Origin of the sequence: Streptomyces triticisoli (assembly GCF_003270085.1) — a bacterium.
In the GTDB taxonomy this organism is placed as follows: domain Bacteria; phylum Actinomycetota; class Actinomycetes; order Streptomycetales; family Streptomycetaceae; genus Streptomyces; species Streptomyces triticisoli.
Map to the genome: position 1 here is coordinate 21,744 of NZ_QFDQ01000167.1, position 23,803 is coordinate 45,546.

At 71.4% G+C, this 23,803-nt stretch carries 20 protein-coding genes, 3 tRNA genes and 1 pseudogene; 13 read left to right on the forward strand and 11 right to left on the reverse strand.

What is annotated here, in order from left to right:
- Nucleotides 1-7: 7 nt before the first annotated feature.
- A complete protein-coding gene (locus DEP02_RS22540) occupies nt 8-1,285 on the reverse strand; it encodes an NAD(P)/FAD-dependent oxidoreductase (RefSeq protein WP_112469515.1) in 1,278 nt (425 codons plus the stop codon).
- Complete coding sequence (locus tag DEP02_RS22545; RefSeq protein ID WP_232839236.1) at nt 1,285-1,590, reverse strand: 2Fe-2S iron-sulfur cluster-binding protein; 306 nt, start codon at nt 1,588-1,590, stop codon at nt 1,285-1,287. Before DEP02_RS22545 ends, DEP02_RS22540 begins: the two co-directional genes overlap by 1 nt.
- Before the next feature lie 189 nt (nt 1,591-1,779).
- Between DEP02_RS22545 and DEP02_RS22550 the strand changes: the two genes are divergently transcribed.
- Nucleotides 1,780-2,973 carry a cytochrome P450 gene (locus DEP02_RS22550; RefSeq protein ID WP_112469517.1) on the forward strand — a complete coding sequence of 398 codons (1,194 nt, stop codon included), beginning with the start codon at nt 1,780-1,782 and terminating at the stop codon, nt 2,971-2,973.
- Nucleotides 2,974-3,011: 38 nt separating this feature from the next.
- Nucleotides 3,012-4,049, forward strand: a complete 1,038-nt coding sequence (locus DEP02_RS22555; RefSeq protein ID WP_112469518.1) for an aminopeptidase — start codon at nt 3,012-3,014, stop codon at nt 4,047-4,049.
- Nucleotides 4,050-4,220: 171 nt separating this feature from the next.
- On the opposite strand, the gene DEP02_RS22560 is transcribed toward DEP02_RS22555, so the two are convergent.
- Nucleotides 4,221-4,907, reverse strand: coding sequence for a SanA/YdcF family protein (locus DEP02_RS22560; protein WP_112469519.1), 687 nt, complete (start codon nt 4,905-4,907; stop codon nt 4,221-4,223).
- Between the two features lie 149 nt (nt 4,908-5,056).
- Here DEP02_RS22560 and DEP02_RS22565 point away from each other — a divergent pair, with 149 nt between their 5' ends.
- The 4 genes and pseudogenes from DEP02_RS22565 (at nt 5,057) to DEP02_RS22580 (ending at nt 11,288) form a co-directional block, all read left to right on the forward strand.
- Entirely contained in the window at nt 5,057-6,382 is a 1,326-nt protein-coding gene (locus DEP02_RS22565; protein ID WP_112469520.1) for a deoxyguanosinetriphosphate triphosphohydrolase, read from the forward strand.
- 186 nt (nt 6,383-6,568) lie between these two features.
- Nucleotides 6,569-7,834, forward strand: a complete 1,266-nt coding sequence (locus tag DEP02_RS22570; protein WP_112469521.1) for an NAD(P)/FAD-dependent oxidoreductase — start codon at nt 6,569-6,571, stop codon at nt 7,832-7,834.
- 88 nt (nt 7,835-7,922) lie between these two features.
- Entirely contained in the window at nt 7,923-9,863 is a 1,941-nt protein-coding gene (dnaG, locus tag DEP02_RS22575) for a DNA primase (protein WP_112469522.1), read from the forward strand.
- A gap of 129 nt (nt 9,864-9,992) precedes the next feature.
- Nucleotides 9,993-11,288 (forward strand): annotated as a pseudogene (locus DEP02_RS22580) (RNA polymerase sigma factor).
- A 35-nt stretch (nt 11,289-11,323) separates the two neighbouring features.
- On the opposite strand, the gene DEP02_RS22585 reads toward DEP02_RS22580, so the two are convergent.
- The 4 genes from DEP02_RS22585 to DEP02_RS22600 form a co-directional block, all read right to left on the reverse strand.
- The gene (locus DEP02_RS22585; RefSeq protein WP_112469523.1) at nt 11,324-13,252 is read right to left on the reverse strand and encodes an ABC transporter ATP-binding protein; all 1,929 of its coding nucleotides are present in this window, start codon (nt 13,250-13,252) and stop codon (nt 11,324-11,326) included.
- On the reverse strand, nt 13,252-14,985 hold the full coding sequence (locus tag DEP02_RS22590) for an ABC transporter ATP-binding protein (protein WP_112469524.1): 1,734 nt from the start codon (nt 14,983-14,985) through the stop codon (nt 13,252-13,254). Before DEP02_RS22590 ends, DEP02_RS22585 begins: the two co-directional genes overlap by 1 nt.
- Nucleotides 14,986-15,171: 186 nt before the next feature.
- Nucleotides 15,172-16,626 carry an FGGY family carbohydrate kinase gene (locus tag DEP02_RS22595; RefSeq protein ID WP_112469525.1) on the reverse strand — a complete coding sequence of 485 codons (1,455 nt, stop codon included), beginning with the start codon at nt 16,624-16,626 and terminating at the stop codon, nt 15,172-15,174.
- 224 nt (nt 16,627-16,850) lie between these two features.
- Nucleotides 16,851-17,162: a YtxH domain-containing protein gene (locus DEP02_RS22600; RefSeq protein WP_112469526.1), complete on the reverse strand. Its 312-nt coding sequence runs from the start codon at nt 17,160-17,162 to the stop codon at nt 16,851-16,853.
- Between the two features lie 145 nt (nt 17,163-17,307).
- Between DEP02_RS22600 and DEP02_RS22605 the strand changes: the two genes are divergently transcribed.
- The 3 genes from DEP02_RS22605 to DEP02_RS22615 all read left to right on the forward strand — a co-directional run bounded on the left by DEP02_RS22605 (nt 17,308) and on the right by DEP02_RS22615 (nt 17,684).
- Nucleotides 17,308-17,380: transfer RNA gene (locus DEP02_RS22605), tRNA-Asn, on the forward strand.
- Nucleotides 17,381-17,385: 5 nt separating this feature from the next.
- Nucleotides 17,386-17,458: transfer RNA gene (locus DEP02_RS22610), tRNA-Asn, on the forward strand.
- A 152-nt stretch (nt 17,459-17,610) separates the two neighbouring features.
- A tRNA-Ile gene (locus tag DEP02_RS22615) sits at nt 17,611-17,684 on the forward strand.
- A 397-nt stretch (nt 17,685-18,081) separates the two neighbouring features.
- Here the strand turns inward: DEP02_RS22615 and DEP02_RS22620 are convergent.
- Both DEP02_RS22620 and DEP02_RS22625 read right to left on the reverse strand, forming a co-directional pair.
- Nucleotides 18,082-19,344 carry an MFS transporter gene (locus tag DEP02_RS22620; protein ID WP_112469527.1) on the reverse strand — a complete coding sequence of 421 codons (1,263 nt, stop codon included), beginning with the start codon at nt 19,342-19,344 and terminating at the stop codon, nt 18,082-18,084.
- Entirely contained in the window at nt 19,341-19,592 is a 252-nt protein-coding gene (locus DEP02_RS22625; RefSeq protein ID WP_198668539.1) for a hypothetical protein, read from the reverse strand. Before DEP02_RS22625 ends, DEP02_RS22620 begins: the two co-directional genes overlap by 4 nt.
- A gap of 106 nt (nt 19,593-19,698) precedes the next feature.
- Here DEP02_RS22625 and DEP02_RS22630 point away from each other — a divergent pair, with 106 nt between their 5' ends.
- The 3 genes from DEP02_RS22630 to DEP02_RS22640 are packed head-to-tail and all read left to right on the forward strand — an operon-like array spanning nt 19,699 to nt 21,271.
- On the forward strand, nt 19,699-20,376 hold the full coding sequence (locus DEP02_RS22630) for an ArsR/SmtB family transcription factor (RefSeq protein ID WP_112469528.1): 678 nt from the start codon (nt 19,699-19,701) through the stop codon (nt 20,374-20,376).
- On the forward strand, nt 20,373-20,972 hold the full coding sequence (locus tag DEP02_RS22635) for an aminotransferase class V-fold PLP-dependent enzyme (protein WP_112469529.1): 600 nt from the start codon (nt 20,373-20,375) through the stop codon (nt 20,970-20,972). The genes DEP02_RS22630 and DEP02_RS22635 overlap by 4 nt, the downstream gene beginning before the upstream one ends.
- Complete coding sequence (locus DEP02_RS22640) at nt 20,969-21,271, forward strand: sulfurtransferase TusA family protein (protein ID WP_112469530.1); 303 nt, start codon at nt 20,969-20,971, stop codon at nt 21,269-21,271. Before DEP02_RS22635 ends, DEP02_RS22640 begins: the two co-directional genes overlap by 4 nt.
- A gap of 174 nt (nt 21,272-21,445) precedes the next feature.
- On the opposite strand, the gene DEP02_RS34120 is transcribed toward DEP02_RS22640, so the two are convergent.
- Together DEP02_RS34120 and DEP02_RS22645 are read right to left on the reverse strand one after the other, a co-directional pair.
- Entirely contained in the window at nt 21,446-21,610 is a 165-nt protein-coding gene (locus DEP02_RS34120) for a hypothetical protein (RefSeq protein WP_198668540.1), read from the reverse strand.
- A gap of 81 nt (nt 21,611-21,691) precedes the next feature.
- Complete coding sequence (locus DEP02_RS22645; protein WP_112469531.1) at nt 21,692-22,399, reverse strand: ANTAR domain-containing response regulator; 708 nt, start codon at nt 22,397-22,399, stop codon at nt 21,692-21,694.
- Between the two features lie 540 nt (nt 22,400-22,939).
- Here DEP02_RS22645 and DEP02_RS22650 point away from each other — a divergent pair.
- On the forward strand, nt 22,940-23,803 hold an 864-nt coding region (locus DEP02_RS22650), incomplete at its 3' end, for a sensor histidine kinase (RefSeq protein ID WP_112469532.1).

The following is a 23,803-nucleotide window of genomic DNA, read 5'->3' on the forward strand; positions in this document are numbered from 1 at the left end:
CTCTTCCTCAGCCGTCAACGGTGTTGGTTGCAGGGGAGATTACGGCCGTGCGCAGGGCGGACAGGTCGTATCCGGCACCGTGCAGCACGCCGTGCTCCGGCCACCCGGCCGGGTCGGCCAGCAGTCGCCGGGCCAGCGCGTGGTCGCGGGGGCGGCCCAGGGACTCCACCGCGGCCAGACGGCCGTCGCGGAAGGCGAGCACGGAGAAGGCTCCTTGCCCCGGGTCCCCGGAGACGACGCACTCGTCCGCCGGTTCCACGAGACCGGCCATCTGGACGCGGAGCCCGCACTGCTCGGTCCAGAACCACGGCAACCGCTCGTAGGCGGACACGGTGCCGGTCGCTATCGACTTGGCGATGTGCCGGCCCTGTTCGGTGGCGTTCTGCACCGACTCCAGGCGCACCGACGCGGCCGAGGCGAAGGGAGAGGGGAAACGGGCGCAGTCACCGACCGCGTAGACCCGCGGGTCGCGGGTGGTGCGCAGGGAGCTGTCGACGACGATGCCGTCCTGCGTCTCCAGTCCGCTCTTTTGGGCGAGTTCGTCGTTGGGCAGCACTCCGACACCGACGATCACCAGATCCACGGGGCCTGTCGTGTCCTGCCCGGTGGCGATCGTGAGCCGGCCGCCGTCCTCCACGATGGCCGAAATCCGGGTGGCAGCACGGACCTCCACTCCGCGTGCGCGGTGACGGGCGAGCAGATACTCGGCCATGACCGGGCTCATTCCGCGACCCATCGGGCGCGCCGCGGCCTCGATGACGGTTACCTCCGCGCCCGCGGCCGCGAGGACCGAGGCGGCCTCCAAGCCCACGAAGCCGCCACCGACGACGGCGACACGGCTCGCGTCCGCGGTCAGAGCCGCGATGGCCGCCGCGTCATGGCGGGTGCGGAAGAAGCGCACGCGCTCACTGCGCGGGGTGGTAAAGGGCAGTGTCCGGGCGCGTGCGCCCGTGGCGAGCACCAGGTGGTCGTAGCCGTAGGCCTTACCCGTCGTCGTGTGCACCCGGCGGGCGTGCCGGTCGATCTCGCTGACCGGACTGCCGAGGCGGAGGGCGATGTCCTGCTCGGCGTAGCTCGCCACCGGGTGGAGGTTGATCAGATCGTCGGCGTCGGTCTCGCGCCGCCGCAGGGCGGCGAGGTAGCCCTTGGACAGCGGAGGCCGCTGGTAGGGGCTCCTCTCCTCCGCGCTGAGCAGCGTAATGGGGCCCCGGTAGCCTTCCGCGCGCAGGGAGAACGCCGTCTGGGCGCCCGCGTGTCCGGCCCCGACGATGACGGTGCCCGCCATCACAGCTGACTTTCGGGCAGCTCGACGACAAGCCCGTCGAACTCCTCGGTGACGGTGATCTGGCAGCTCAGCCTGCTGGCCTCGGTGCGCTCGCACGCCGTGAACTCGAGCATCTCCTGCTCGACCATGGCCGGCTCCGCGAGCCTGTCCCGCCATTCCTCGGCCACGTAGACGTGGCAGGTGGCGCACATGGCGTTGCCGCCGCATTCACCGACGATCCCGTCGACGCCGCCCGCGACCGCGCCCTGCATCACGGAACGGCCGGCCGGGACCTCGACGTTCCGGGCCGTTCCGTCCGGATCCACAAAAGTGATCTTGGGCGCCACAGTGCCTCCCACAACGATACAAACGTTCTGTCAAAGAATCGGTGAGCACACGCTACATGGAGTTTGTGCCACGTCAAGGCCCTTTTCTTTCAAGGTGAGCGGCCTGTAGTCTCCGTTGTGCGGGACGCATGTTCTGCACAAGGGAGAGTTGGGTTGGGAGTCGATGGCATGACGAACGTGCACCTCGATGAGTGCGATCCGTGGCAGGAGGAGCTGCTCAGGTGGCCTTATGGCCGCTATGCGAAGCTTCGGGACGCAGGTCCGGTCGCCTACAACACGAAGTACGGCTTCTGGTCGATGCACCGCTTCGCTGAGGTTCAGTCAGCTATGTCCGACTGGGAGACCTTCTGCTCCAGCCGAGGGGTCGGCATCACCGACACGGCCAAGGAGAAGGCCTGGCGCCCCCCCAGCCTGCTGCTGAACGCGGATCCGCCCGCGCACACCGAAGTCCGCAGCATTGTCGGCCGCATCTTCTCCCCGCAGGCGGTCCGCCGGCTCCGGCAGCGGTTCGAGGACGAGGCCGCCGACCTCGTCGCCTCCCTGGGTGACCGCACGGAGGTGGACGCGGCGGTGGAGCTCGCCGAGGCCTTTCCGCTGCGCGTCTTCCCGGACGCCGTGGGGGTGCGCCCGGAGGGCCGCGAACACCTGCTGCAGTACGGCCGTATGGCCTTCAACTCCGAGGGCCCCAAGAACGCCATCTACCAGGAGGCGTTCCGCAATGCCGAGGCCGTCCACGCCTGGATCAACGAAAGCTGCCGCCGGGAAAACCTGGCCGAGGAGGGCTTCGGGGCCGATATCTGGCAGGCGCACGACGCGGGCCTGATCACCGCCGAGCAGGCCCTCCTGCTGGTCCGGTCCGTCCTGACCGCAGGGCTTGACACGACCATCGCCACCATCGGCAACGCCCTGCTGGCCCTGGCCCAAAACCCCGAGCAGTGGCGGATGCTCAGGGACGACCCGTCCCTGGCCAGGAACGCCTTCGAGGAGACTCTGCGCTACGACGCGCCCGTCCAGCTCTTCTTCCGTACCACCACCCGGGCCGTCCAGGTCGAGGGCATCGAGATTCCGGCTGACGCCAAGGTGCTGGTGTCGATCGCCTCGGCCAACCGCGACCCCCGCCGCTGGGGGCCGGACGCGGACGCCTTCCGTATCCGGCGCGATGCCGCCGGCCACGTCGGCTTCGGCGTCGGCATCCACCGTTGCCTGGGCCAGATGATCGCCCGGCTGGAGGGCGAGGTCCTGCTGGCCGCGCTCGCCCGCGCGTACGAGTCGATCGAGCCGGCCGGAGAACCGCACTTCCGCCTCAACAACGTGGTGCGCAGTTACCGGAACATCCCGCTGCACATGACGCCGGCGCACTGACCCGTTAGTTCTGACAGACAGTTAGGAAACTGCCAATCATGATCACAGGGCCCCTGAAGTACCTCCGCCGGCCGTTCGTCTCGAACGTCAAGGAGGGGGACAAGGTCCTCATTGTCACCGATACCCGTCAGGACGCTCGGGTCTGGCAGGCCATCATGAGCATCGTCGCGGACCTCGGCGCCGAACCGACGCTCGCCATGTTCGACCCCCGGCCCGCGGACTACTACGATCCGCCCGCGGTCGTCGCCGCGGCCATGCTCGACGCCGATGTCAACGTGCTGGTGGCTTCCACCTCCATGCTGCATTCACCCGCTTCCATGGCGTCGATGGCCGCGGACATCCCCAGCATCTGCCTGGACGGCCAGGTCACCTTGGAGATGTTCCAGTACGGTGCCGCGACCGCTGACTACCTCGAGATCGCGCGGATGAAGCACTACACGGCCAAGAACGTCTTCGGCGAGAACGCCAAGACGGCGCGGGTGACCTCGGACCTGGGGACCGACCTCACCTACAGCGTCGAGGGCCGCATCTTCGTGCCGCCGCTGCGGGGCGACGACTGGGACCCGTTCAAGGCCTACAAGCGGACGGAGGAGGGCCGCGAAGGCAGCCCGATGTACACCTGCCTCTTCCCGGGCGGCGAATTCAACGTCCCGCCGCTCGAGGGCACGGCGAACGGCGTCTACGCCGCGGACCTCACCTCCCACCACCTCGGCAAGCTCGACGAACCGATCCTGCTGGAGATCGAGAAGGGTCGCATCGTCGACATCAAGGGCCACCGGGACGCCAAGCGGCTCCGTGACCACCTGCGCGACTACGGCGACGACTCGGCGTACGAGTTCCCGACCGAGGCCTCCATCGGGCTCAACAAGAAGGCCCAGATCGTGGGCAGCCAGCGTGAGGACAAGAACATCTACGGAGCCGTCCACTTCGGCCTCGGCACCAACTCCGACGTGGGCGGCACCGTCGACAGCAACTTGCACATGGACCTCGTGGTCCTCCAGCCGACCCTGTACGTCGACGGAGTGACGAAGATCGAGAGGGGCGAGTTCCTGGTCCCACTCGACCGCGACGTCTGAGCGCGGCCGCACGCCGCCTGGGACGGTACGCCGGATTCCGGTCTGTGCGTACGCCCCTGGCGTCACCGGCCGCACTCCGGGCCGCAAATCCGCGGCCCGGAGTGCGGTGCCCGGCACCGTACAGCCAGAACAGTGACCTCCCCGCCGGTGCTGCCCATCGTGAGGTGCGCGTCAGCCGGCGTCGGCCAGGGCGCGGGCCACGCCGTGCTCCTTGCGGCCCAGGAACGTCGGGTCCGGCTGGAACACGGCGTCCAGGACCGCCTTGCCGGCCGCGAACACCTCGCGGGTGCCGCCGTAGTACCAGGTGACGTCGTGCTCGGCGTCCACGCCGACGCCGTGGGAGTCGATGCCCGCCGCCTCGCACAGGGCGACCGCGCGCCGGACGTGGAAGCCCTGGGTGACCAGGACCGCCCGGTCCACGCCGAAGATCTTCTTCGCCCGGACACAGGAGTCCCAGGTGTCGAAGCCGGCGTAGTCGCTCACGATGCGGATGCCCGGCACACCGCGCTCGGTCAGGTACGCGCGCATGGCGTCCGGCTCGTCGTAGTCCTCGCGGCTGTTGTCGCCGGTGACCAGGAGCGCCTTGACCCTGCCCTCGCGGTACAGCTCCGCCGCCGCGTCCAGCCGGTGCGCCAGGTACGGTGACGGCTCGCCGCCCCACAGGCCCGCGCCGAAGACGACGGCCACCTCGGTGCGCGGCGCGTCCGCCGTGGTCCGCAGCCGGTCACCGGCCACGACGTACATCCACGTCGCCGGAAGCAGCGCCAGCACGCACCCGGCCATCACCGCCTGCACCAGCCGCCGCCGCCCGGCACGGGTACGTGGCAGGCGCGGTCGTATCCGCGACGGTCGGCGCATCGGACGGTCCCCTCCCCAGGCGGCCCCTGCGGGCCTCGCTCGGTCTCGACACGATCAAGGACGCGGTGCACGGCGGTTTGGTTCGCCGACTCCGGCCGGAAACGGACCGGGAGATCCCGAATGTCAGTGGCTGCCCTTACTGTCGAGTCATGGAAGGGATCGCATCCGAGACGGCCGGGACGTACGAGAACCACGTGCCGACGGCCGGCTACGAGGCGTCGGCCGTCGAGAGGTGGGCCCCCGAGCCGGACAAGCGGCCGGGGCGTACCGCCTTCCAGCGCGACCGCGCGCGCGTGCTGCACTCCGCGGCGCTCAGACGCCTGGCCGGCAAGACCCAGGTGGTCACACCAGGTACACGAAATCAGGTCTGGGACGCCAGCCCCCGCACCCGGCTCACCCACTCGCTGGAGTGCGCCCAGGTGGGCCGTGAGCTGGGCGCCGCCCTCGGCTGCGACCCGGACCTCGTCGAAGCCGCCTGCCTCGCCCACGACCTGGGCCACCCGCCCTTCGGGCACAACGGCGAGCAGGCGCTGAACGAGTTCGCCGAGGACTGCGGCGGCTTCGAGGGCAACGCCCAGTCGCTGCGCCTGCTCACCCGCATCGAACCCAAGCGCTTCGTCCCCGACCCCCGGACGGACGAACTGGTCAGCGTCGGTCTCAACCTCACCCGCGCCTCCCTCGACGCCGCCACCAAGTACCCCTGGCCGCGCGGCGACCACCCCACCGACCCCGCCTCGCCCAAGTTCGGGGTCTACGAGGACGACCGGCCGGTCTTCGACTGGGTGCGCAAGGACGCGCCCGGCACGCGCACGTGCTTCGAGGCCCAGGTCATGGACTGGGCGGACGACGTGGCGTACTCGGTGCACGACGTGGAGGACGGCCTGCACGCCGGCCACATCGACCCGAACGTGCTGCACGCCGAACCCGAGCGGCAGGCGGTCTTCGCGGTCGCCGTCGGCCGCTACGTCCCGGCCGACACCGACCCCGAGGAACTGGCCGAGGCCCTCGACCGCCTCCTGGACCAGGAGTGGTGGCCGCACGGCTACGACGGCTCCGCGGTCGCCCAGGCCCGCCTGAAGGACGCCACCAGCCAGCTCATCGGCCGCTTCTGCCTGGCCGCCGAAGGAGCCACGAGACAGGCGTACGGGAGCGGGCGCCTGACGCGGTACGGCGCCGAGCTCGTCGTGCCCAGGAGCACCCGAATGGAGTGCGCGGTCCTCAAGGCCGTCGCCGACCGGTACGTCATGCAGCGCGCCGAGCAGGAGCGGCTCCGCGCCGACCAGCGGATCGTGGTCGCCGAGCTCGCCGAGGCGCTGACCGCGCGCGCCCCCGAGGGTCTGGATCCGCAGTTCCGCGCCCTGTTCGACCAGGCCGGCGACGACCGGGAACGCAAGCGCGTGCTCGTCGACCAGATCGCCTCCCTGACCGACGCCTCCGCCCGTTCGCTGCACGCCCGGCTGACGGGGCGCGCATGACGGTGACATCGACATTGACAGTCCTTTTACTGATACGGGGGATATCAGTGGGACACATGTGACTTTCCGTGGCCTGATCGGGCCACTCCCTCTTCCCGCAGCACGCTCCGTGCGGGACGCTCGCATGTGGCGGCACTCACAGTGTTCTCTGGGGGACACCCCCAGACCCCCGGCAGGAGGCAACAAGTGGTCGACGCGGATCAGACATTCGTCATCGTCGGAGGAGGTCTGGCCGGCGCGAAGGCGGCCGAGACCCTCCGCGCGGAGGGCTTCAGCGGCCGCGTGATCCTCGTCTGCGACGAGCGCGACCACCCCTACGAGCGGCCCCCGCTGTCCAAGGGCTATCTGCTCGGCAAGCAGGAGCGCGACAGCGTCTTCGTGCACGAGCCCGCCTGGTACGCGCAGAACGACATCGAACTGCACCTCGGCCAGACGGTCGACGCCATCGACCGGGCCGCGAAGACCGTCCACTACGGCGAGGACGGCACCCACCTGCGCTACGACAAGCTGCTGCTGGCCACCGGCGCCGAGCCGCGCCGCCTGGACATCCCCGGCACCGACCTGGCGGGCGTCCACCACCTGCGCCGCCTCGCCCACGCCGAGCGCCTGAGGAGCGTCCTGACCCACCTCGGGCGGGACAACGGCCACCTGGTGATCGCGGGCGGCGGCTGGATCGGTCTGGAGGTCGCGGCAGCGGCCCGCGAGTACGGCGCCGAGGTCACCGTCGTCGAGCCGTCCGCCACTCCGCTGCACCACGTGCTCGGCCCCGAGCTCGGCCAGATCTTCGCCGAGCTGCACCGCGAGCACGGCGTCCGCTTCCACTTCGGCGCCCGGCTCACCGAGATCGTCGGCCAGGACGGCATGGTGCTCGCCGCCCGCACCGACGACGGCGAGGAGCACCCCTGCCACGGCGTGCTCGCCGCGATCGGCGCCGCGCCGCGGACCGCCCTCGCGGAGTCGGCGGGCCTGGAGCTGGCCGAGCGGGCCCACGGCGGCGGCATCGCGGTGGACGAACGGCTGCGCACGTCCGACCCGGACATCTACGCGGCCGGTGACGCGGCCTCCTTCCCGCACGGGCTGTTCGGCACCCGGCTGCGGGTGGAGCACTGGGCCAACGCGCTGAACGGCGGCCCGGTCGCGGCCCGCGCGATGCTCGGCCAGGAGGTCGTCCACGACCGCGTGCCCTACTTCTTCACCGACCAGTACGACCTGGGGATGGAGTACAGCGGGTGGGCGCCGCCGGGGTCGTACGACGAGGTGGTGATCCGCGGGGACGCCGGAAAGCGGGAGTTCATCGCCTTCTGGGTGAAGGAGGGGCGCGTCCTGGCCGGGATGAACGTCAACGTGTGGGACGTCACGGACCCGATCCAGCACCTGATCCGCACGAGGGCACAGGTCGACACGGAGGCGCTGGCGGACCCGCACGTTCCGCTGGCCGGCCTGGCCTCGTAGCCGGGATGGCCGAGGCCGCCGAGGGTGACAACAGAGGTCGCCGAGGTGGCCGAGCGGGAGTGTCGGCGGGCTTTCGTAGACTTCAGGCGTGGCTGGACGGATCAATGACGAGGACGTGAAGGCGGTACGGGACGCGGTCCCGATCGACGCCGTCGTGTCCGAGTACCTCCAGCTGCGGAACGCGGGCGGGGGCAACCTGAAGGGCCTGTGCCCGTTCCACGACGAGAAGTCGCCGTCCTTCCAGGTCAGCCCGAGCAAGGGACTCTTCCACTGCTTCGGCTGCCAGGAGGGCGGCGACACCATCTCGTTCGTGCGGAAGATCGACCACCTCTCCTTCTCGGAGGCGGTCGAGCGGCTGGCCGCCCAGGCCGGCATCACCCTGCGCTACGAGGAGGGCGGGTACAACCCCGCCCACCAGCGCGGCGAGCGCATCCGCCTGGTCGAGGCGCACAAGCTGGCCGCCGAGTGGTACGCCGAGCAGCTCGCGACCTCCGCCGAGGCCGAGACCGGCCGGGTCTTCCTCGCCGAGCGCGGCTTCGACCAGGCCGCCGCCGTCCACTTCGACATCGGCTACAGCCCCCAGGGCTGGGACCACCTCACCCGCTTCCTGCGCGGCAAGGGCTTCACCGACAAGGAACTGCTCCTCTCCGGCCTGTCCCAGGAGGGCCGCCGCGGCCCCATCGACCGCTTCCGCGGCCGGCTGATGTGGCCGATCCGTGACATCGGCGGCGAGGTGGTCGGCTTCGGCGCGCGGAAGCTGTACGAGACGGACAACGGGCCGAAGTACCTGAACACGCCCGAGACGGCGATCTACAAGAAGTCCCAGGTGCTGTACGGCATCGACCTGGCGAAGAGGGAGATCGCGAAGACCTCCCGCGCGGTCGTGGTCGAGGGCTACACGGACGTCATGGCCTGCCACCTGGCGGGCGTCACGACCGCCATCGCCACCTGCGGCACCGCTTTCGGCGGCGACCACATCAAGATCCTGCGCCGGCTGCTGATGGACAACGGCTCGGCCCGCGTGATCTTCACCTTCGACGGCGACGCGGCCGGCCAGAAGGCGGCCCTGCGCGCCTTCGAGGACGACCAGAAGTTCGCCGCCGAGACCTACATCGCGATCGCCCCGGACGGCATGGACCCCTGCGACCTGCGCCTGGCCAAGGGCGACGATGCGGTCGCCGACCTGGTCGAACCGCGCACCCCGCTCTTCGAGTTCGCGCTGCGCCAGATCGTCGCCCGCTACGCCCTCGACACCCCGGCCGGCCGTGCCGCCGCCCTGGACGAGGCGGCGCCGGTCGTGGCCCGGATCAAGAACAGCGGCGCCCAGCACGAGGTCGCGGTCCAGCTCGCCGGGATGCTCGGCATCCTCGACACCCAGTTCGTGGTCAAGCGGGTGGCGCAGCTGGCCCGCTGGGCCCGCGAACGCGGTGAGCGCGGCGGACGCGGCGGGCGCGGCCCCGCGCCGGACCGGCAGCAGCGGGGACCCCAGTCCCAGCCGCAGCACCAGTACGCCCCCGCACATCCCGCGCCCCGCGGTCCGGCGCTCAACCTCCGCAACCCGGTCTACGCCACCGAGCGGGAGCTGCTCAAACTCGCCCTGCAACGCCCGGAGCTGGTCTCCCCGGCCTTCGACGCCTACGGCGTGGACGAGTTCACCGCCCCGCCGTACGCCGCCGTACGCCAGGCGATCCTGGACGCGGGCGGCGCGGAGTACGGCGTGGGCGACCCCCACGAGTACCTCGCCCGCGTCCGCGAGGCCGCCCCCGACGACACGGTCCGCGCGATGGTCACGGAGCTGGCCGTGGAGGCGATCCTGCTCCGCAGGGAGGTCGACGAGCCCTACGCCGGCGCCCAGCTGGTCACGGTCCGCCGCCGCGCGGTCGAACGCCGTATCCGCGACCTCCAGAGCACGGTGGCCCGCCTCAGCACCGGCGGCGACCCCGCACAACTGGCCGCCCACCAGAACGAGTTGTGGATCCTCCAGCAGTACGACCAGTCACTGCGCGAGCGGGGCGCGGCGGCGCTGTGAGGGCGGCCGCGTAAAGGTGGCCGCGGGCTCCCGCCCGCGACCTGGGTAACCGTCCCGTCACGGACCGGACGCAAAAAGTCACCGCACGACTCTCGTGGCCTTGATGTGTCGTACCCCACACTGGGGTCGGTGCCTGAGTCCTCGGAGCGCGGCCGAACCGTCCCCCACGGGTCCTGCGGTCCCACGGCTTCGCTCATCGCGTACGGGACGGACAGCGGCGAGGCCGCCGACTCCGCCCCCGAGTACCGCTGCTGCCCACCCCAGCAGCGATCATCCTGGAGGTCGCCCCCCGTGCAGACCCAGACCCTCACCCACACCGACATCCCCATCGGCCTCGGCGTCGAGGGGCCGGACCCGGACCCGGAGGCCGATGTCGTCGCGGCCGTACCTCCGCAGGACCGGGCCGCGCACCACCCCGAGGCGGAGCCGGAGGTGTCCTCGCTCAAGCCCCCCGAGTCCCCTGAGTCCCCCGAGTCCCCCGAGCCGGCCCCCGCCCGCACCGGGACCGGCAGCGGACCCTCCTCCGACCTGTTCCGCCAGTACCTGCGGGAGATCGGCCGCATCCCGCTGCTCACCGCCGCCCAGGAGGTCGACCTCGCCCGGCGTGTGGAGGCCGGACTGTTCGCCGAGGAGAAGCTGAGCAGCACCCCGGACCTGGACAGCCGGCTCGCCCTCGACCTGGACCGGCTCGTCGTCATGGGCCGGATGGCCAAGCGCCGCCTCATCGAGGCCAACCTGCGGCTCGTCGTGTCCGTGGCGAAGAGGTACGTCGGCCGCGGCCTGACCATGCTCGACCTGGTGCAGGAGGGCAACCTCGGGCTCATCCGGGCCGTGGAGAAGTTCGACTACGCCCGCGGCTACAAGTTCTCCACCTACGCCACCTGGTGGATCCGCCAGGCCATGTCCCGCGCCCTGGCCGACCAGGCCCGCACCATACGCGTGCCCGTGCACGTCGTCGAACTCATCAACCGGGTGGTGCGGGTGCAGCGGCGGATGCTGCAGGAGCGCGGCTACGAGCCGACCCCCGCCGAGGTCGCCGCCCACCTCGACCTGGAGCCCGAGCGGGTGAGGGAAGTGCTGCGGCTGGCCCAGGAACCGGTCTCCCTGCACGCCCCGGTCGGCGAGGAGGACGACGTGGCCCTCGGCGACCTCATCGAGGACGGCGACGCCGCCTCACCCGTCGAGTCGGCGGCGTTCCTGCTGCTCCGCGAGCACCTGGAGGCCGTGCTGTCCACGCTGGGGGAGCGCGAGCGGAAGGTCGTCCAGCTCCGGTACGGACTCGTCGACGGACGCCCGCGCACCCTGGAGGAGATAGGGCGCATCTTCGGCGTCACCCGGGAGCGGATACGGCAGATCGAGTCCAAGACCCTCAACAAGCTCCGCGACCACGCCTTCGCCGACCAGCTCCGCGGCTACCTGGACTGAAAGGGGGCCGCCCGCACAGGCGGCCCCCTCGCGGCTCAGTCGACCTCGGCCACCGCCTGCGCGAACTGCGCCCTGTACAGCCGTGCATACGCTCCGTCGGCCACCAACAGCTCGTCGTGCGCGCCCTGTTCGACGATCGACCCGTTCTCCATCACGAGGATCGTGTCCGCGTCCCGGATCGTGGAGAGCCGGTGCGCGATGACGAACGACGTACGCCCGTGCTGGAGTTTGGCCATCGCCTTCTGGATCAGCACCTCGGTACGGGTGTCGACCGAGCTCGTCGCCTCGTCCAGCACCAGGATCACCGGGTCGGACAGGAACGCCCGCGCGATGGTGATGAGCTGCTTCTCACCGGCGCTGACCCCGGAGCCCTCGTCGTCGATCACGGTGTCGTAGCCGTCGGGCAGCGTACGGATGAACCGGTCGGCGTGCGCGGCCCGCGCCGCCTCCTCGATCTCCCCGCGGGTGACCTCGCGGGAGGAGCCGTAGGCGATGTTCTCCGCGATGGTGCCGCCGAACAGCCAGGTGTCCTGCAGCACCATGCCGATCCCGGAGCGCAGTTCGTCCCGCGACATGCGCGCGACGTCCACGCCGTCCAGCGTGATGCGCCCGCCGGTGACGTCGTAGAACCGCATCAGCAGGTTGACCAGCGTGGTCTTTCCGGCGCCGGTCGGGCCGACGATCGCGACCGTGTGGCCCGGCTCCACCGTGAGCGACAGGTCCTCGATGAGCGGCTTGTCGGGGTCGTAGCGGAACGACACGTGTTCCAGCGACACCCGCCCGCGCAACTCCTCCGGCCGCACGCCCGGCACCGGGTCCGCCTCCTGCTCCTCGGCGTCCAGGAGTTCGAAGATCCGCTCGGCGGAGGCGACCCCCGACTGCACCAGGTTCGCCATCGACGCCACCTGGGTCAGCGGCATCGAGAACTGCCGCGAGTACTGGATGAAGGCCTGCACGTCACCGATGGACAGCGCGCCCGACGCCACCCGCAGACCGCCGACGACCGCGACCAGCACGTAGTTGATGTTCGACACGAACATCATCAGCGGCTGCATGACGCCGCTGTTGAACTGCGCCTTGAAGCCCGCCTCGTACAGCGCCTCGTTCTGCTCGGCGAACTGCTGCGCCGACTCCTCCTGCCGCCCGAACACCTTCACCAGCGTGTGCCCGGTGTACATCTCCTCGATGTGCGCGTTCAGCTTGCCGGTGGAGCTCCACTGCTGCACGAAGTGCGGCTGCGACCGCTTGCCCACACGCATGGCGACGACGAACGACAGCGGCACGGTCACCAGCGCGACCAGGGCCAGGATCCAGGAGACGTAGAACATCATGGCGAGCACGCCGATGATGGTCAGCACCGAGTTGATGAGCTGGCCCATCGACTGGTTCAGGGTCTGCCCGATGTTGTCGATGTCGTTGGTGGCGCGGGAGAGCACCTCGCCGCGCTGCTGCTTGTCGAAGTACGACAGCGGCAGCCGCGACAGCTTCGTCTGCACGTCCTCGCGCATCCGGAACATGGTCCGGTTCACCACCCGGTTCACCAGCCGCGTCGCCACCGCCATCAGCAGGCCGGCCACCAGGAACGTACCCAGCGCGAACAGCAGGACCTCGCCGACGGCACCGAAGTCGATGCCCTGACCCGGGGTGAAGTCGGTGCTCCTGAGCATGTCGGCGACCGCGCCCTGGCCGCGCTCCCGCATGGAGTCGAGGACCTGCTCCTTGGTCGCCCCGGCCGGCATCCGCCGTCCGACGATCCCCGCGAAGACCAGGTCGGTGGCCCTGCCGAGGATCTTCGGCCCGATCACGCTGAGCGCGACGCTCACGAGGACGCACAGCACCAGGACGCCGACCGTGACCCGTTCGGGCCTGAATCGGGCGACGAGCCGTTTGCCCGACTCCTTGAAGTCGAGCGAGCGGTTGTCGGGGCCGGCCCCGGCCATCATCCGCCCCATCGGCCCGGCCATCAGGCTGCCTCCGCTTCCGTCAGCTGGGAGAGCACGATCTCCCGGTAGGTCTCGTTGTCCGCCATCAGCTCGTGGTGGCGGCCGGTGCCGACGACGCGTCCCTCGTCCAGGACGACGATCCGGTCGGCGTCCCGGATGGTGGCCACCCGCTGGGCGACGATGACGACGGTCGCCTCGGCGGTCTCGCGGGTCAGTGCCGCTCTCAGGGCCGCGTCGGTGGCGTAGTCCAGGGCGGAGAAGGAGTCGTCGAAGAGGTAGATCTCCGGGCGCTGCACGAGCGTACGGGCGATGGCGAGCCGCTGCCGCTGACCACCCGACACATTCGTGCCGCCCTGGGCGATCGGCGCGTCCAGGCCGCCCTCCAGTGTGCTGACGAAGTCCTTGGCCTGCGCCACCTCCAGCGCGTGCCACAGCTCCTCGTCGGTGGCGTCCGGGTTGCCGTAGCGCAGGTTGGTGGCCACCGTGCCGGCGAACAGGTACGGCTTCTGCGGCACCAGGCCGACCGTCCTCGCCAGCAGCTTCGGGTCCACGGTCCGTACGTCCACGCCGTCGACGAACACCTCGCCGTCGGTCGCGTCGAACAGGCGGGGCACCAGCCCGAGCAGGGTGGACTTGCCGCTGCCGGTGGAGCCGATGACGGCGGTCACCTCGCCGGGGCGGGCCACCAGGTCGATGGCCTTCAGCACGGGCTCCTCGGCCCCCGGGTAGCGGAAGCCGGCACCGCGGACCTCCAGATGGCCGTGGCGGCGCAGCTCGGTCACGGGCGCGGCCGGCGGCACGACGCTGGAGGAGGTGTCCAGGACCTCGTGGATGCGCTCGGCGCACACCTCCGCGCGCGGCACCATCATGAACATGAAGGTGGCCATCATCACGGACATCACGATCTGCATCAGATAGGCGAGGAACGCGGTCAGGTCACCGATCTGCATCCCGCCGCTGTCGATGCGGTGGGCGCCGAACCACACCACGGCGATGGACGACAGGTTGACCACCGTCATCACGATGGGGAACATCAGCGCCAGCCAGCGTCCGGTGGCCAGCGACACCTCCGTCAGGTCCTCGTTGGCCCCGCGGAACCGGCTCTTCTCGTACTCGTCGCGGACGAAGGCGCGGATCACGCGGATGCCGGTGATCTGCTCGCGCAGTACCCGGTTCACCGTGTCCAGGCGCGTCTGCATGGACCGGAACAGCGGGCGCAGCCGACGCACGATCAGGGTCACGCAGACGCCGAGCACCGGTACGACGGCGACCAGGACGGCCGACAGCGGCACGTCCAGGCCGAGGGCCAGGACGACACCGCCCACACACATGATGGGCGCCGACACCATCAGGGTGAACGTCATCAGGGCCAGCATCTGGACCTGCTGCACGTCGTTCGTCGTACGCGTGATGAGGGAGGGCGCGCCGAAGTGGCCGACCTCACGCGCGGAGAAGGACTGCACGCGGTCGAAGACGTCCGCCCGTACGTCCCGGCCGAGTGCGGCGGCGGTCCGGGCGCCGAAGTAGACGGCACCGATGTTGCACACCACCTGCGCCAGCGAGATGCCGAGCATCACGGCACCGAACGTCAGGATGTAACCGGTGTCCCCCTTCACCACACCGTTGTCGATGATGTGGGCGTTCAGCGTGGGCAGGTAGAGGGTGGCGCAGGTCTGCAGGAACTGCAGCAGCACCAGAAGGGCTATGGGTTTTTTGTACGGCCTGAGATAGGTCCGCAGAAGTCTTATGAGCACGCTGGGTCTCTTTGGGTCGGCGGTGGGGGCGGTCGTGTCCCCTGGCCCCTATCGTCGAACACTCCACCCGCGTTACCTCAACCGATTAACCCGGCTGAGAGCCAACGACCGGGCCCCGCCCGGCCGTTGACGATATGCCTCAAATGTCCCCACGTGGGGGTTGTCGGCGCCCTCCATGGGGGACTGTCACGCCCGGAACGCTCCCGGGTGGATCTGCTCGCGCACCGACACGTACTGCTGGCGCACCGCCTGGCCCACCGCCAGGTCCTCGCCGGGCTCCAGGACCTGGGCGGCCGCACCCTGCCAGACCGGCGGGGTGCGCGGGTCCAGGGTGCCCTGCGACACACCGAGCGCCCAGGCGGCCTGCCGGGCGGCGCCGAGCGCGGCGTAGTCCGCGGGCTGCGGTACGACGACCTGCGCCCCGAACAGCGAGGGCGCGGCGGCCTGTACGGCGGGCAGTTCGGCGGCCGGCCCGAGCAGGAAGACACGGCGCACCTCCACACCCCGGCCGCGCAGCACGTCCAGCGCGTCCGCGAGCCCGCACAGCATGCCCTCGAACGAGGCCCGCGCCAGGTGCTCCGGCTTCATCGACTCGCGCCGAAGGCCCGCGAGCGTTCCGGCGGTGTGCGGCAGGCTGGGGGTGCGCTCGCCCTCCAGGTAGGGCAGCAGGACGAGGCCGTGGGAGCCCGGCGTGGACTTCATCGCCAGGTCGGACAGGGCCTCCAGGTCGGGCAGGCCCAGCAGTTCGGTGGTGCCGCGCAGCGCCCGTACGGCGTTCAGCGTGGTCACGACCGGCAGGTGCATGCCGGTGGCGTCGGCCAGCGAGGTGATCATCCCCGTCTGGTCCACGAGCGCCTCGGGGTGGACCGCCATCGCCGAACCGGAGGCGCCCAGCGACACCACGGCGTCGCCCAGCCCCAGCCCGAGCCCGAAGGCGGCGGCCATGGTCTCCCCGGTCCCGGCCGAGATCAACAGCCCCTCCGGGGTCGTACCGGCCGCCTCCGCGGGGCCGATCACGTCGGGGAGCGCGACCTGGTGGCCGAGCGCCAGCTCCACCAGGTCGGGGCGGTAGGCGCCGGTGGCGGCGGACCAGTAGCCGGTGCCGGAGGCGCCGCCGCGGTCGGTGGTGCGGCGCGGCGGGCGGCCCAGCAGCTGCCACACCAGCCAGTCGTGCGCCTGCAGCAGGAGCGCGGTGCGCCGGGCGGCCTCGGGCTCGCTCTTGGCGAGCCAGCGCAGCTTGGTCACCGGCAGCGAGGCCTGCGGCACACAGCCGACCGCCTGCGCCCAGGCCTCACGGCCGCCGAGCGCGTCGATCAGATCGGCCGCGGCGACCTGGGCCCGCCGGTCGCCGCCGGCCAGCGCGGGGCGGACGGTGGCGCCCTGGGCGTCGATCGGGATCAGCGCGTTCTGCTGCGCGGACACGCCGATCGCCTGCACACCCTCCAGGAGCCCGCCGCCGGCGGCCTCCCCGAGGGACAGCAGCCAGGCCTGCGGGTCGACGTCGGAGGGGCGGCCGCCGCCCGGGGTGTTCTCCACCGGGTGCGGGGCATATCCCTGCCTGAGCACGGAGCCCGTGTCCGCGTCGCAGACGACGATACGAGTGAAATCGGGCGAACTGTCCAGCCCGGCGACTATCCCCATGGCCGAAATTCTGCCGTATCGCGGCGCCGGCTTGGGCCGTGGGCGCCCGGGCGCCGTGGGGGCGCGTGTGGTTTCGCGGGTGCGGGCCGGTTGTGGCCGGTCGCGCTGCGGTGCGGGTCCCCCCGCTCGTCGAGAGCTTGGTCGAGAGCTTGGGGGAGGAGCCGCATGTGTCACAGCCCCGCGCCCCTTGCGGCGTTGCTGGTACCCGGCGTCGAAAGGCGCTCCTAGGTGTTGCTCGTGCCCCAGTCGTCCTCGCGGTCGCGGGTGCCGTTGGGGCCGTGCTCGCGCAGGGCGCGCACACGGTGGGCCACCGCCTCGGGGACGTGGTCGCCGACCTTCTCGCTGACCGTGTGGTAGGCCTTGCCCGCGAACTGGCGGCCCTGCTGGGCCGCGCTCTCGGCGGTGTTGCGCACCGCGGGGTTCTGGGCGACCTGACGGGCGGACTCCTTGATCTGCTCGTAGCGCTCGCGCCCGGCCCTCGTGCCCAGCACGAAGCCCACGGCGAGCCCTGCGAAGAACGCGAGCCGGTAACGCATGGTGGTCACCCTTCCCTTGCCTCGAGGTCACACGCGGGGGTACTGATTGGCAAAGCACCCCCCTGCTTGCGCTAATGTATGTGTCGCAGCGAGCGCCCGCCCCCTGGCGGATACCCAGATGGGTGCGTTCGATGCAACGAGGCATTCCTCCGTAGCTCAATTGGCAGAGCAGCCGGCTGTTAACCGGCAGGTTACTGGTTCGAGTCCAGTCGGGGGAGCTCGGTCCTCCGTAGCTCAATTGGCAGAGCAGCCGGCTGTTAACCGGCAGGTTACTGGTTCGAGTCCAGTCGGGGGAGCTCGGTGAACGAGGACCCTCCGGGGTCCTTTTTCATGCCCAGTCCTTCAAGGTCATGAAGGGCCGCGGAAGACGACCATCCGAAGCAGGAGATCGTATGAGCGGCTATGCTGCGGCAGACGGCGCGCACACTTGTACGCGACACGCCGCGACGGGGCGGTAGCTCAGCCGGTTAGAGCAACGGACTCATAATCCGTCGGCCGTGGGTTCGAGTCCCACCCGCCCCACCGTCGACCATGACTGCAGAATCGTTCTGACCAGCAACTTTGCCGGTCGGAACGAGCGTGTGAGAGCCCTGGTGGCCCATGACGATCAGTGTTTCACGATCGTGGGGACAAACCGAGGACACGCGTCACGCGGCGGGACACAATCCTTCGTCCGGAGCAGCCCCAGCGGGGCGGTGGACCATCGCCCCGCTGGGGCTCTTCGGTGGGCGTCAGTCGAGGGTGCCGGGGTCGGGTCCGGTGCGCAGGCCGCGGTCGAGCGCGGTGGGGCCCCTGCTCGAAGAACTTGGGGAGCGTGCCGGGCGTCGCGACGGGGTGAACGTTGCCTGTCGCGGCACTCGCTGCCGCCCGGTGTGCCCGGTCCCGCTGTGAGGTGCGCGGGCCCGGGGCCGGGTGGTGGTCAGCGGGCCGGGTGGTGCTCGGTGATCCAGCGGGCGGCGAGCAGGCCCGAGGCGGCGGTGAGGACTGCTGCGGCGATGACGGTGGCGTTCAGGCCGAAGGCGTCGGCGAGGATGCCGGCCACCAGGGCGCCGGCGGCGTAGCCGATGTCGCGCCAGAACCGGTAGGTGCCCAGGGCGTTGGCCCGCCAGGCGGGGTGTGCGTGGTCGGAGACCGAGGCGATGAGGGCGGGGTAGACCATGGCGGTGCCGATGCCGAGGGCGACGGCGGACAGGATGCCGGCGAGCAGGGGCCTGTGGAGCAGGGCGAGCGCGAGGACGAAGCCGGCGGCCTGGACGAGCATGCCGGTGACGACGAGGGGTTTGCGGCCGATGCGGTCGGCGAGGTGGCCGGTGGGGATCTGTCCGATGCCCCACAGGATGGGGTACAGACCCTTGATCAGGCCGACGGCTGCGAGCCCCAGGCCGTGGTCGGTGAAGAGCAGGGGGAAGACGCCCCAGGTGAGGCCGTCGTTGAGGTTGTTGACCAGTCCGGCCTGGCTGGCGCCGCGCAGGGAGCGGTCGCGCCAGGAGGTCCTGGCGAACGCAGCGGTCAGTCCGGTGCTCTCGCCGGTGGGCAGGGGCTTGGGGTGCTGGGCGAGTTCGAGGGCGACGTGGGCGGCGGTGTCGCGCACGACCAGGGCCAGGGCGAGCCCGGCGGCGACGAAGACGACGCCGATGAGTTCGGGGACGGGGCGCAGGCCGTAGGCGGTGGCGAGGTAGCCGGTGAGCAGGGCGGTGGCGCCGACGGCGGTGTAGCCGGCCGCTTCGTTGAGGCCGGTGGCCAGTCCCCGGCGTGCGGGGCCGACGAGGTCGATCTTCATGTTGACGGTCATCGACCAGGTCAGGCCCTGGTTGAGGCCGAGCAGCACGTTGGCGGCGACGATCAGGTCCCAGGACGGTGCCCAGGCGAGGGCGAAGGGGACGGGGATGCCGATGAGCCAGCCGGCCACCAGGAGCTGCTTGCGGCGGAAGCGTGCCGTCAGCGCCCCGGCTGCCAGGTTGGTGAGGGCTTTGGTGAGGCCGAAGGCGATGATGAAGGAGAAGACGGCCAGGTCGCTGGTCAGGCCGAACACGTGCGAGCCGATCAGCGGGACGGTGGTGCGTTCCAGGCCGACCAGGCCGCCGACGCAGACGTTGACGATGACGAGCAGGGTGAACTGCGGCCAGTTCTCCCGCAGCCCGAGCTGTACGGGCCCTGCCGCGGCCTTGGCCTTCGTGCTCACCGGGCGCCGCCTTCGGTGAGGTGCCGGCCGTGGACGGAGGCGAGCACGGTGGCCCTGCGGCCGTGGCCGAGCCGGAGGGCGCCGGAGAGGGGGTCGGCGTGCAGGTGGGTGTCGGTCGCGCAGGCGGCGCGCAGGCCGCGGCCCGCGTCCACGGTCGGGGTGCGGCCGTCGCCCGGGCCGACGAGGCGGGCGCTGTTGCCCAGCCCTTCGTCGAGCAGGGGAATCAGATGGTCGTCGGCGAGGCCCACTGCGGTCCTCCAGGATCCGGAGAGGTGTGGTGAAGGGGTGGTGCGGGCGGTGTGGTCGCCACACCCTCCGTCGCCTACGATATTCCATGGATTTATGGAGGGTGGAATGGCGGAGACCGCCCACACGGGCTCGAAGTCGCGGCTCTACGATGCGTTCGCGGCCAGCGGCAAGGCGCTGGCCAGCGGAAAGCGCCTGGAACTGCTCGACCTGCTCGCCCAGGGCGAGCGGACCGTGGACGCCCTGGCGAAGGCGGCCGGGCTGAACCTGACGACCGCCTCGGCACATCTGCAGACGCTCAAGCAGGCCGGGTTCGTCGCGACTCGCCGCGAGGGGGTGCGCATCCACTACCGGCTCGCCGGCGACGACGTCGCCCGGCTGTTCGCGCTGCTGCGCAAGGTCGCCGAGAACCACCAGGCCGCCGTGCCCGCGGCGCGGGACGCCTATCTCGGTGAGGACGACGCGACGGAGGTCACCCGTGAGGAGCTGCGCGCCCGCGTGGCGACCGGGGAGGCGGTGGTGCTGGACGTACGGCCGGTGGAGGAGTACCGGGCCGGGCACATCCCGGGGGCGGTGTCCATCCCGGTCGAGGAACTGGCCCACCGGATCGACGAGTTGCCCGAGGAGGCGGAGATCGTCGTGTACTGCCGGGGTGAGTACTGCGTGCTCGCCCACGACGCGGTACGGCTGCTGACCGCCCGTGGACGGCGCGCGATCCGCCTCAACGACGGCATGCTCGAGTGGCGCCTGGCCGAACTGCCCGTCGACGCCGGGGACCCGGTATGACCGGCGGCCCCGTGCCCGTACGTCCAGGGCCGGCCGACGGACCGGTCCACCTCGACCACAACACCACCACTCCCGTCGATCCGCGGGCGGCCGAGGCGATACTGCCGCACCTGACGGACTTCTTCGGCAACCCCTCCAGCAGCCACCCCTCCAGCAGCCACCCCTTCAGTGCCGAGCCACGGCAGGCGCCGGCCGAGGCTCGCGCACAGGTCGCCGCCCTGATCGGTGCCCGCGCCGACGAGGTCGTGCTCACCGCCTCCGGCTCCGGCCTCACCCTCCTGGCCGCCGGGATCCTCGCCGCCACCGCGCCCGGCGACTCCGTCGCGCTCCTCGCGCTCGCCTTGGCCCTGCTGGGGCTGGGCTGGAACTTCGGCCTCGTCTCCGGCACGGCGATCATCACCGACGCCGTGCCGCTCGCCACCCGCGCCAGGACCCAGGGAACGGTCGATGTCTTCATCGCCATCGCCGGCGCCACCGGCGGCCTGACCTCCGGCATCGTCGTCGCCGCTGCCGGCTACCCCGTCCTCGCCCTCACCGGTGGTGCCCTCGCCCTCGCGATCCTCCCAGCCATCGCCGCGACCGCGGGCAGCCGATGAGCCGGCCCATCCCTCCGGCGGAAGCCGACCTCTCCGTCGACGGCACCGGCCTGCTCTGCGTCACCCTCCTGCTGCGCCTTCGTCAAGCAGTCGACGGAGCCCCGCCGGGCACCGTCGTCCACGTCCTCGCCGACGATCCCGCCGCCCCGCTCGACCTGCCCGCTTGGTGCCACATGACCGGACACCACTACCTCGGCCCCCTTCCCGGCGACGACGACCGGCCCACGTACGCCCTGCGGCTCGCCGCCCACGCACACGCCACCCGGCCGGACGCGCCATGGCACAGGACCGGACACTGAGCGACGCCGGGGCCCGGGCGGTGGTGTGGCAGGGGTGGGACGCAGTTGAGTCACGTCGGCCGGACCGTTGCTGGAGCAAGGCCCTCCGGTGAAGGCCGAGAAGTCGTGAACAAGGCTGTGCCCCCGGAGGACGGTCCGGGGGCCACCGGTACGTATCGGGTGCGATGCGGTCCGTCAGGGATCGTCGCTGTCGGCGGCGTCGGCCGTCTCGGGCAGGTCGTCGCGGTCGCCCTCGGCCTGGGAGGGGGTCGGGTACGGCGTGTCCGGGTGCTCGGCGGTGCGCTGCGTGTCGGTGTCGTCGCGTTCGCCCTCGGCCTGGGAAGGGGTGTGCTCTCTCATGGGGATGACTCCTGCGGACGGGGCTGGTCACTCGTCCGTGTACCGGGTACCCCGGAACACCCCCCGTCACCGCCGTGCCTCTCATCCGCCGGTGCTGTACGCGATCGCCGTGCGCAGGGCCGTACGTATCTCCTCCGGGGGAGGGGGACCATCGCTCCGGGCACCCTCGGTGACCGCGGCGGCCACCGTGCGCAGCTTGGTGTTGGACCGCTGGGAGGTCTCCCGGAGGATGTCCCACGCCTGTTCCGGTGTGCACGCGTGGGCGGCCATCAGGACGCCGCGGGCCTGGTCGATCACCGGGCGGGAGGCGATGGCCCGGCGGAGCTGTTCGACCTCCGCCTGCAGCTGCAGCAGCCGCTCCGCCCGCTCCAGGGCCACCGCGGAGGCGACCGGCGGCTCCGACAGGCCCGGCCCCGTCCCGCCGGCCGGCGGGTGCAGGGGGTCGGTGGTGTCCAGGCCGGCCAGTTCCAGGATGCGGCGCGGCTGTCCCGTCCAGTTGGTCGCGGTCACCCGGACCGGATGACGTCGGCCGTGGTCGGCGAGGGTGTCCAGGAAACTCAGGCCCGCGGTGTCCATGAAGGTCACCCCGGACATGTCCAGGTCGACCCGGCCGGTGCCCGGCGGCAGCTCCGCCAGTGCCTTGGCCAGGGTCTGGGCGCAGCCGTGGACCAGCTCCCCGCGTGCGGTGAGGGCCGCCCGGCCGCCGGCTTCCACGCGTATGCCGATGGTGAGCGTGTCGACCGGAGTGTTCAACCGTCGTGCGAGAGGTTGTGGTGCCGCTGAGGTCATGTCCCCGCCTTGTTCGTCCCCGGCAGTCCTCGCGCGTCCTCGCGACGTCGCGTTTCCTGTCCCCGCCGGTCCACGGCCGACGCACGCCGCGGGCGAGACGAGGTCCGCGGAATCCCGGCGGTGCTGCCCTGCACCTGCCCGCTTCCGGGCGGAGTACACGCGAGGGGGAACGCGGGAGTCCTGTCCGTGGGGCTCCGTGGGGTTCCGTAAGGCTCCGTGGGGCTCCGTGGGGCGCGGGAGAAGGCAGGCCGGGGTACGCCCCGTCGGCCGGAGGCCGTGGTCGTGGGATCCGCGCCGTGGCGGGTATACGGAGGCGTGGGTCCCGAGGCGGGGACGATAAGGTGCGACCTGCCTTCGACGGCGTCCTCGGCGTGTCCCGGGACGGCAAGGAGACGGCGCGGACAGCCCGGTCCGGAGGCCGGCCCCGGCGGGCGGCGCGGCACTGGAGCGGGCACCGGCGCCGGCGGTGCGCGAAGGTGAGGACGTGTACGACCCGGAGCTGTTCCGGCCCGGCCTGTCGGGGATGGAGGTGTCGACGTGATGACGGCGACCGCGGAGCCTTTCGTCCATCCCGCCCTGTTCTACCGGGACGAGCGGGAGTACCTCGCGGGCACCGTGCCCTTCGTACGCGAGGGGCTCCGGTCCGGCGAGCCGGTCGCGGTGGCCGTCCCCGGCGACAACCTGCGGCTGATCGAGGACGCGCTGGGCGCGGACGCCGGCGCCGTACGGCTGCTGGACATGCGCGAGGCCGGGCGCAACCCGGGCCGGATCATCCCGGGGGTGCTGCGCGCCTTCGCCGACGCCCAGCCGGCCGGCCGCCGGGTGCGGATCGTCGGCGAGCCGATCTGGGCCGGCCGGACACGGGCCGAGTACCCGGCCTGCGTCCAGCACGAGGCGCTGATCAACTCGGCGTTCCAGGGCCGCGAGGTCACCGTCCTGTGTCCGTACGACGCCGCCCGCCTCGACGAGCGGACCCTCGCCGACGCCCACGCCACCCACCCCGTCGTCATCCCCTCCGGTGCCGCCGGGCAGCGGGAGAGCGCCGCCTACGCCCCCGAGCACGTCGTCGCCCGCTACAACGAGCCGCTGCCGGCCGTGCCGGACGCGCTGTCGTTCCCCTTCACGGAGCGGACCCTGTCGCAGGCCCGGCACGTCGCCACCGCCGAGGGCGCGCGGCTGGGGCTGGCGGGCACCCGACTGCAGGACCTGGCCCTGGTCGCGGCCGAGCTGACCACCAACAGCGTGGTGCACGGCGGAGGTTCGGGCGAGCTGCGGGTGTGGGCGCGGGACGGGCACGTGCTGTGCGAGGTACGGGACCGGGGCCGCCTGGACGATCCGCTGGCCGGCCGCCGGCCCGCCGTCCGCGACCGGCGCGGCGGCCGTGGACTGCTCCTGGTCAACCTG

Excerpts from the sequence above, each read along its gene's own strand:
- DEP02_RS22540 (WP_112469515.1), bottom strand. The coding sequence starts at position 1,285 with ATGGCGGGCACCGTCATCGTCGGGGCCGGACACGCGGGCGCCCAGACG.
- DEP02_RS22550 (WP_112469517.1), top strand. The coding sequence starts at position 1,780 with ATGACGAACGTGCACCTCGATGAGTGCGATCCGTGGCAGGAGGAGCTG.
- DEP02_RS22555 (WP_112469518.1), top strand. The coding sequence starts at position 3,012 with ATGATCACAGGGCCCCTGAAGTACCTCCGCCGGCCGTTCGTCTCGAAC.
- DEP02_RS22560 (WP_112469519.1), bottom strand. The coding sequence starts at position 4,907 with ATGCGCCGACCGTCGCGGATACGACCGCGCCTGCCACGTACCCGTGCC.
- DEP02_RS22565 (WP_112469520.1), top strand. The coding sequence starts at position 5,057 with ATGGAAGGGATCGCATCCGAGACGGCCGGGACGTACGAGAACCACGTG.
- DEP02_RS22585 (WP_112469523.1), bottom strand. The coding sequence starts at position 13,252 with ATGGCCGGGCCGATGGGGCGGATGATGGCCGGGGCCGGCCCCGACAAC.
- DEP02_RS22595 (WP_112469525.1), bottom strand. The coding sequence starts at position 16,626 with ATGGGGATAGTCGCCGGGCTGGACAGTTCGCCCGATTTCACTCGTATC.
- DEP02_RS22600 (WP_112469526.1), bottom strand. The coding sequence starts at position 17,162 with ATGCGTTACCGGCTCGCGTTCTTCGCAGGGCTCGCCGTGGGCTTCGTG.
- DEP02_RS22630 (WP_112469528.1), top strand. The coding sequence starts at position 19,699 with ATGGCGGAGACCGCCCACACGGGCTCGAAGTCGCGGCTCTACGATGCG.
- DEP02_RS22635 (WP_112469529.1), top strand. The coding sequence starts at position 20,373 with ATGACCGGCGGCCCCGTGCCCGTACGTCCAGGGCCGGCCGACGGACCG.
- DEP02_RS22640 (WP_112469530.1), top strand. The coding sequence starts at position 20,969 with ATGAGCCGGCCCATCCCTCCGGCGGAAGCCGACCTCTCCGTCGACGGC.
- DEP02_RS34120 (WP_198668540.1), bottom strand. The coding sequence starts at position 21,610 with ATGAGAGAGCACACCCCTTCCCAGGCCGAGGGCGAACGCGACGACACC.
- DEP02_RS22645 (WP_112469531.1), bottom strand. The coding sequence starts at position 22,399 with ATGACCTCAGCGGCACCACAACCTCTCGCACGACGGTTGAACACTCCG.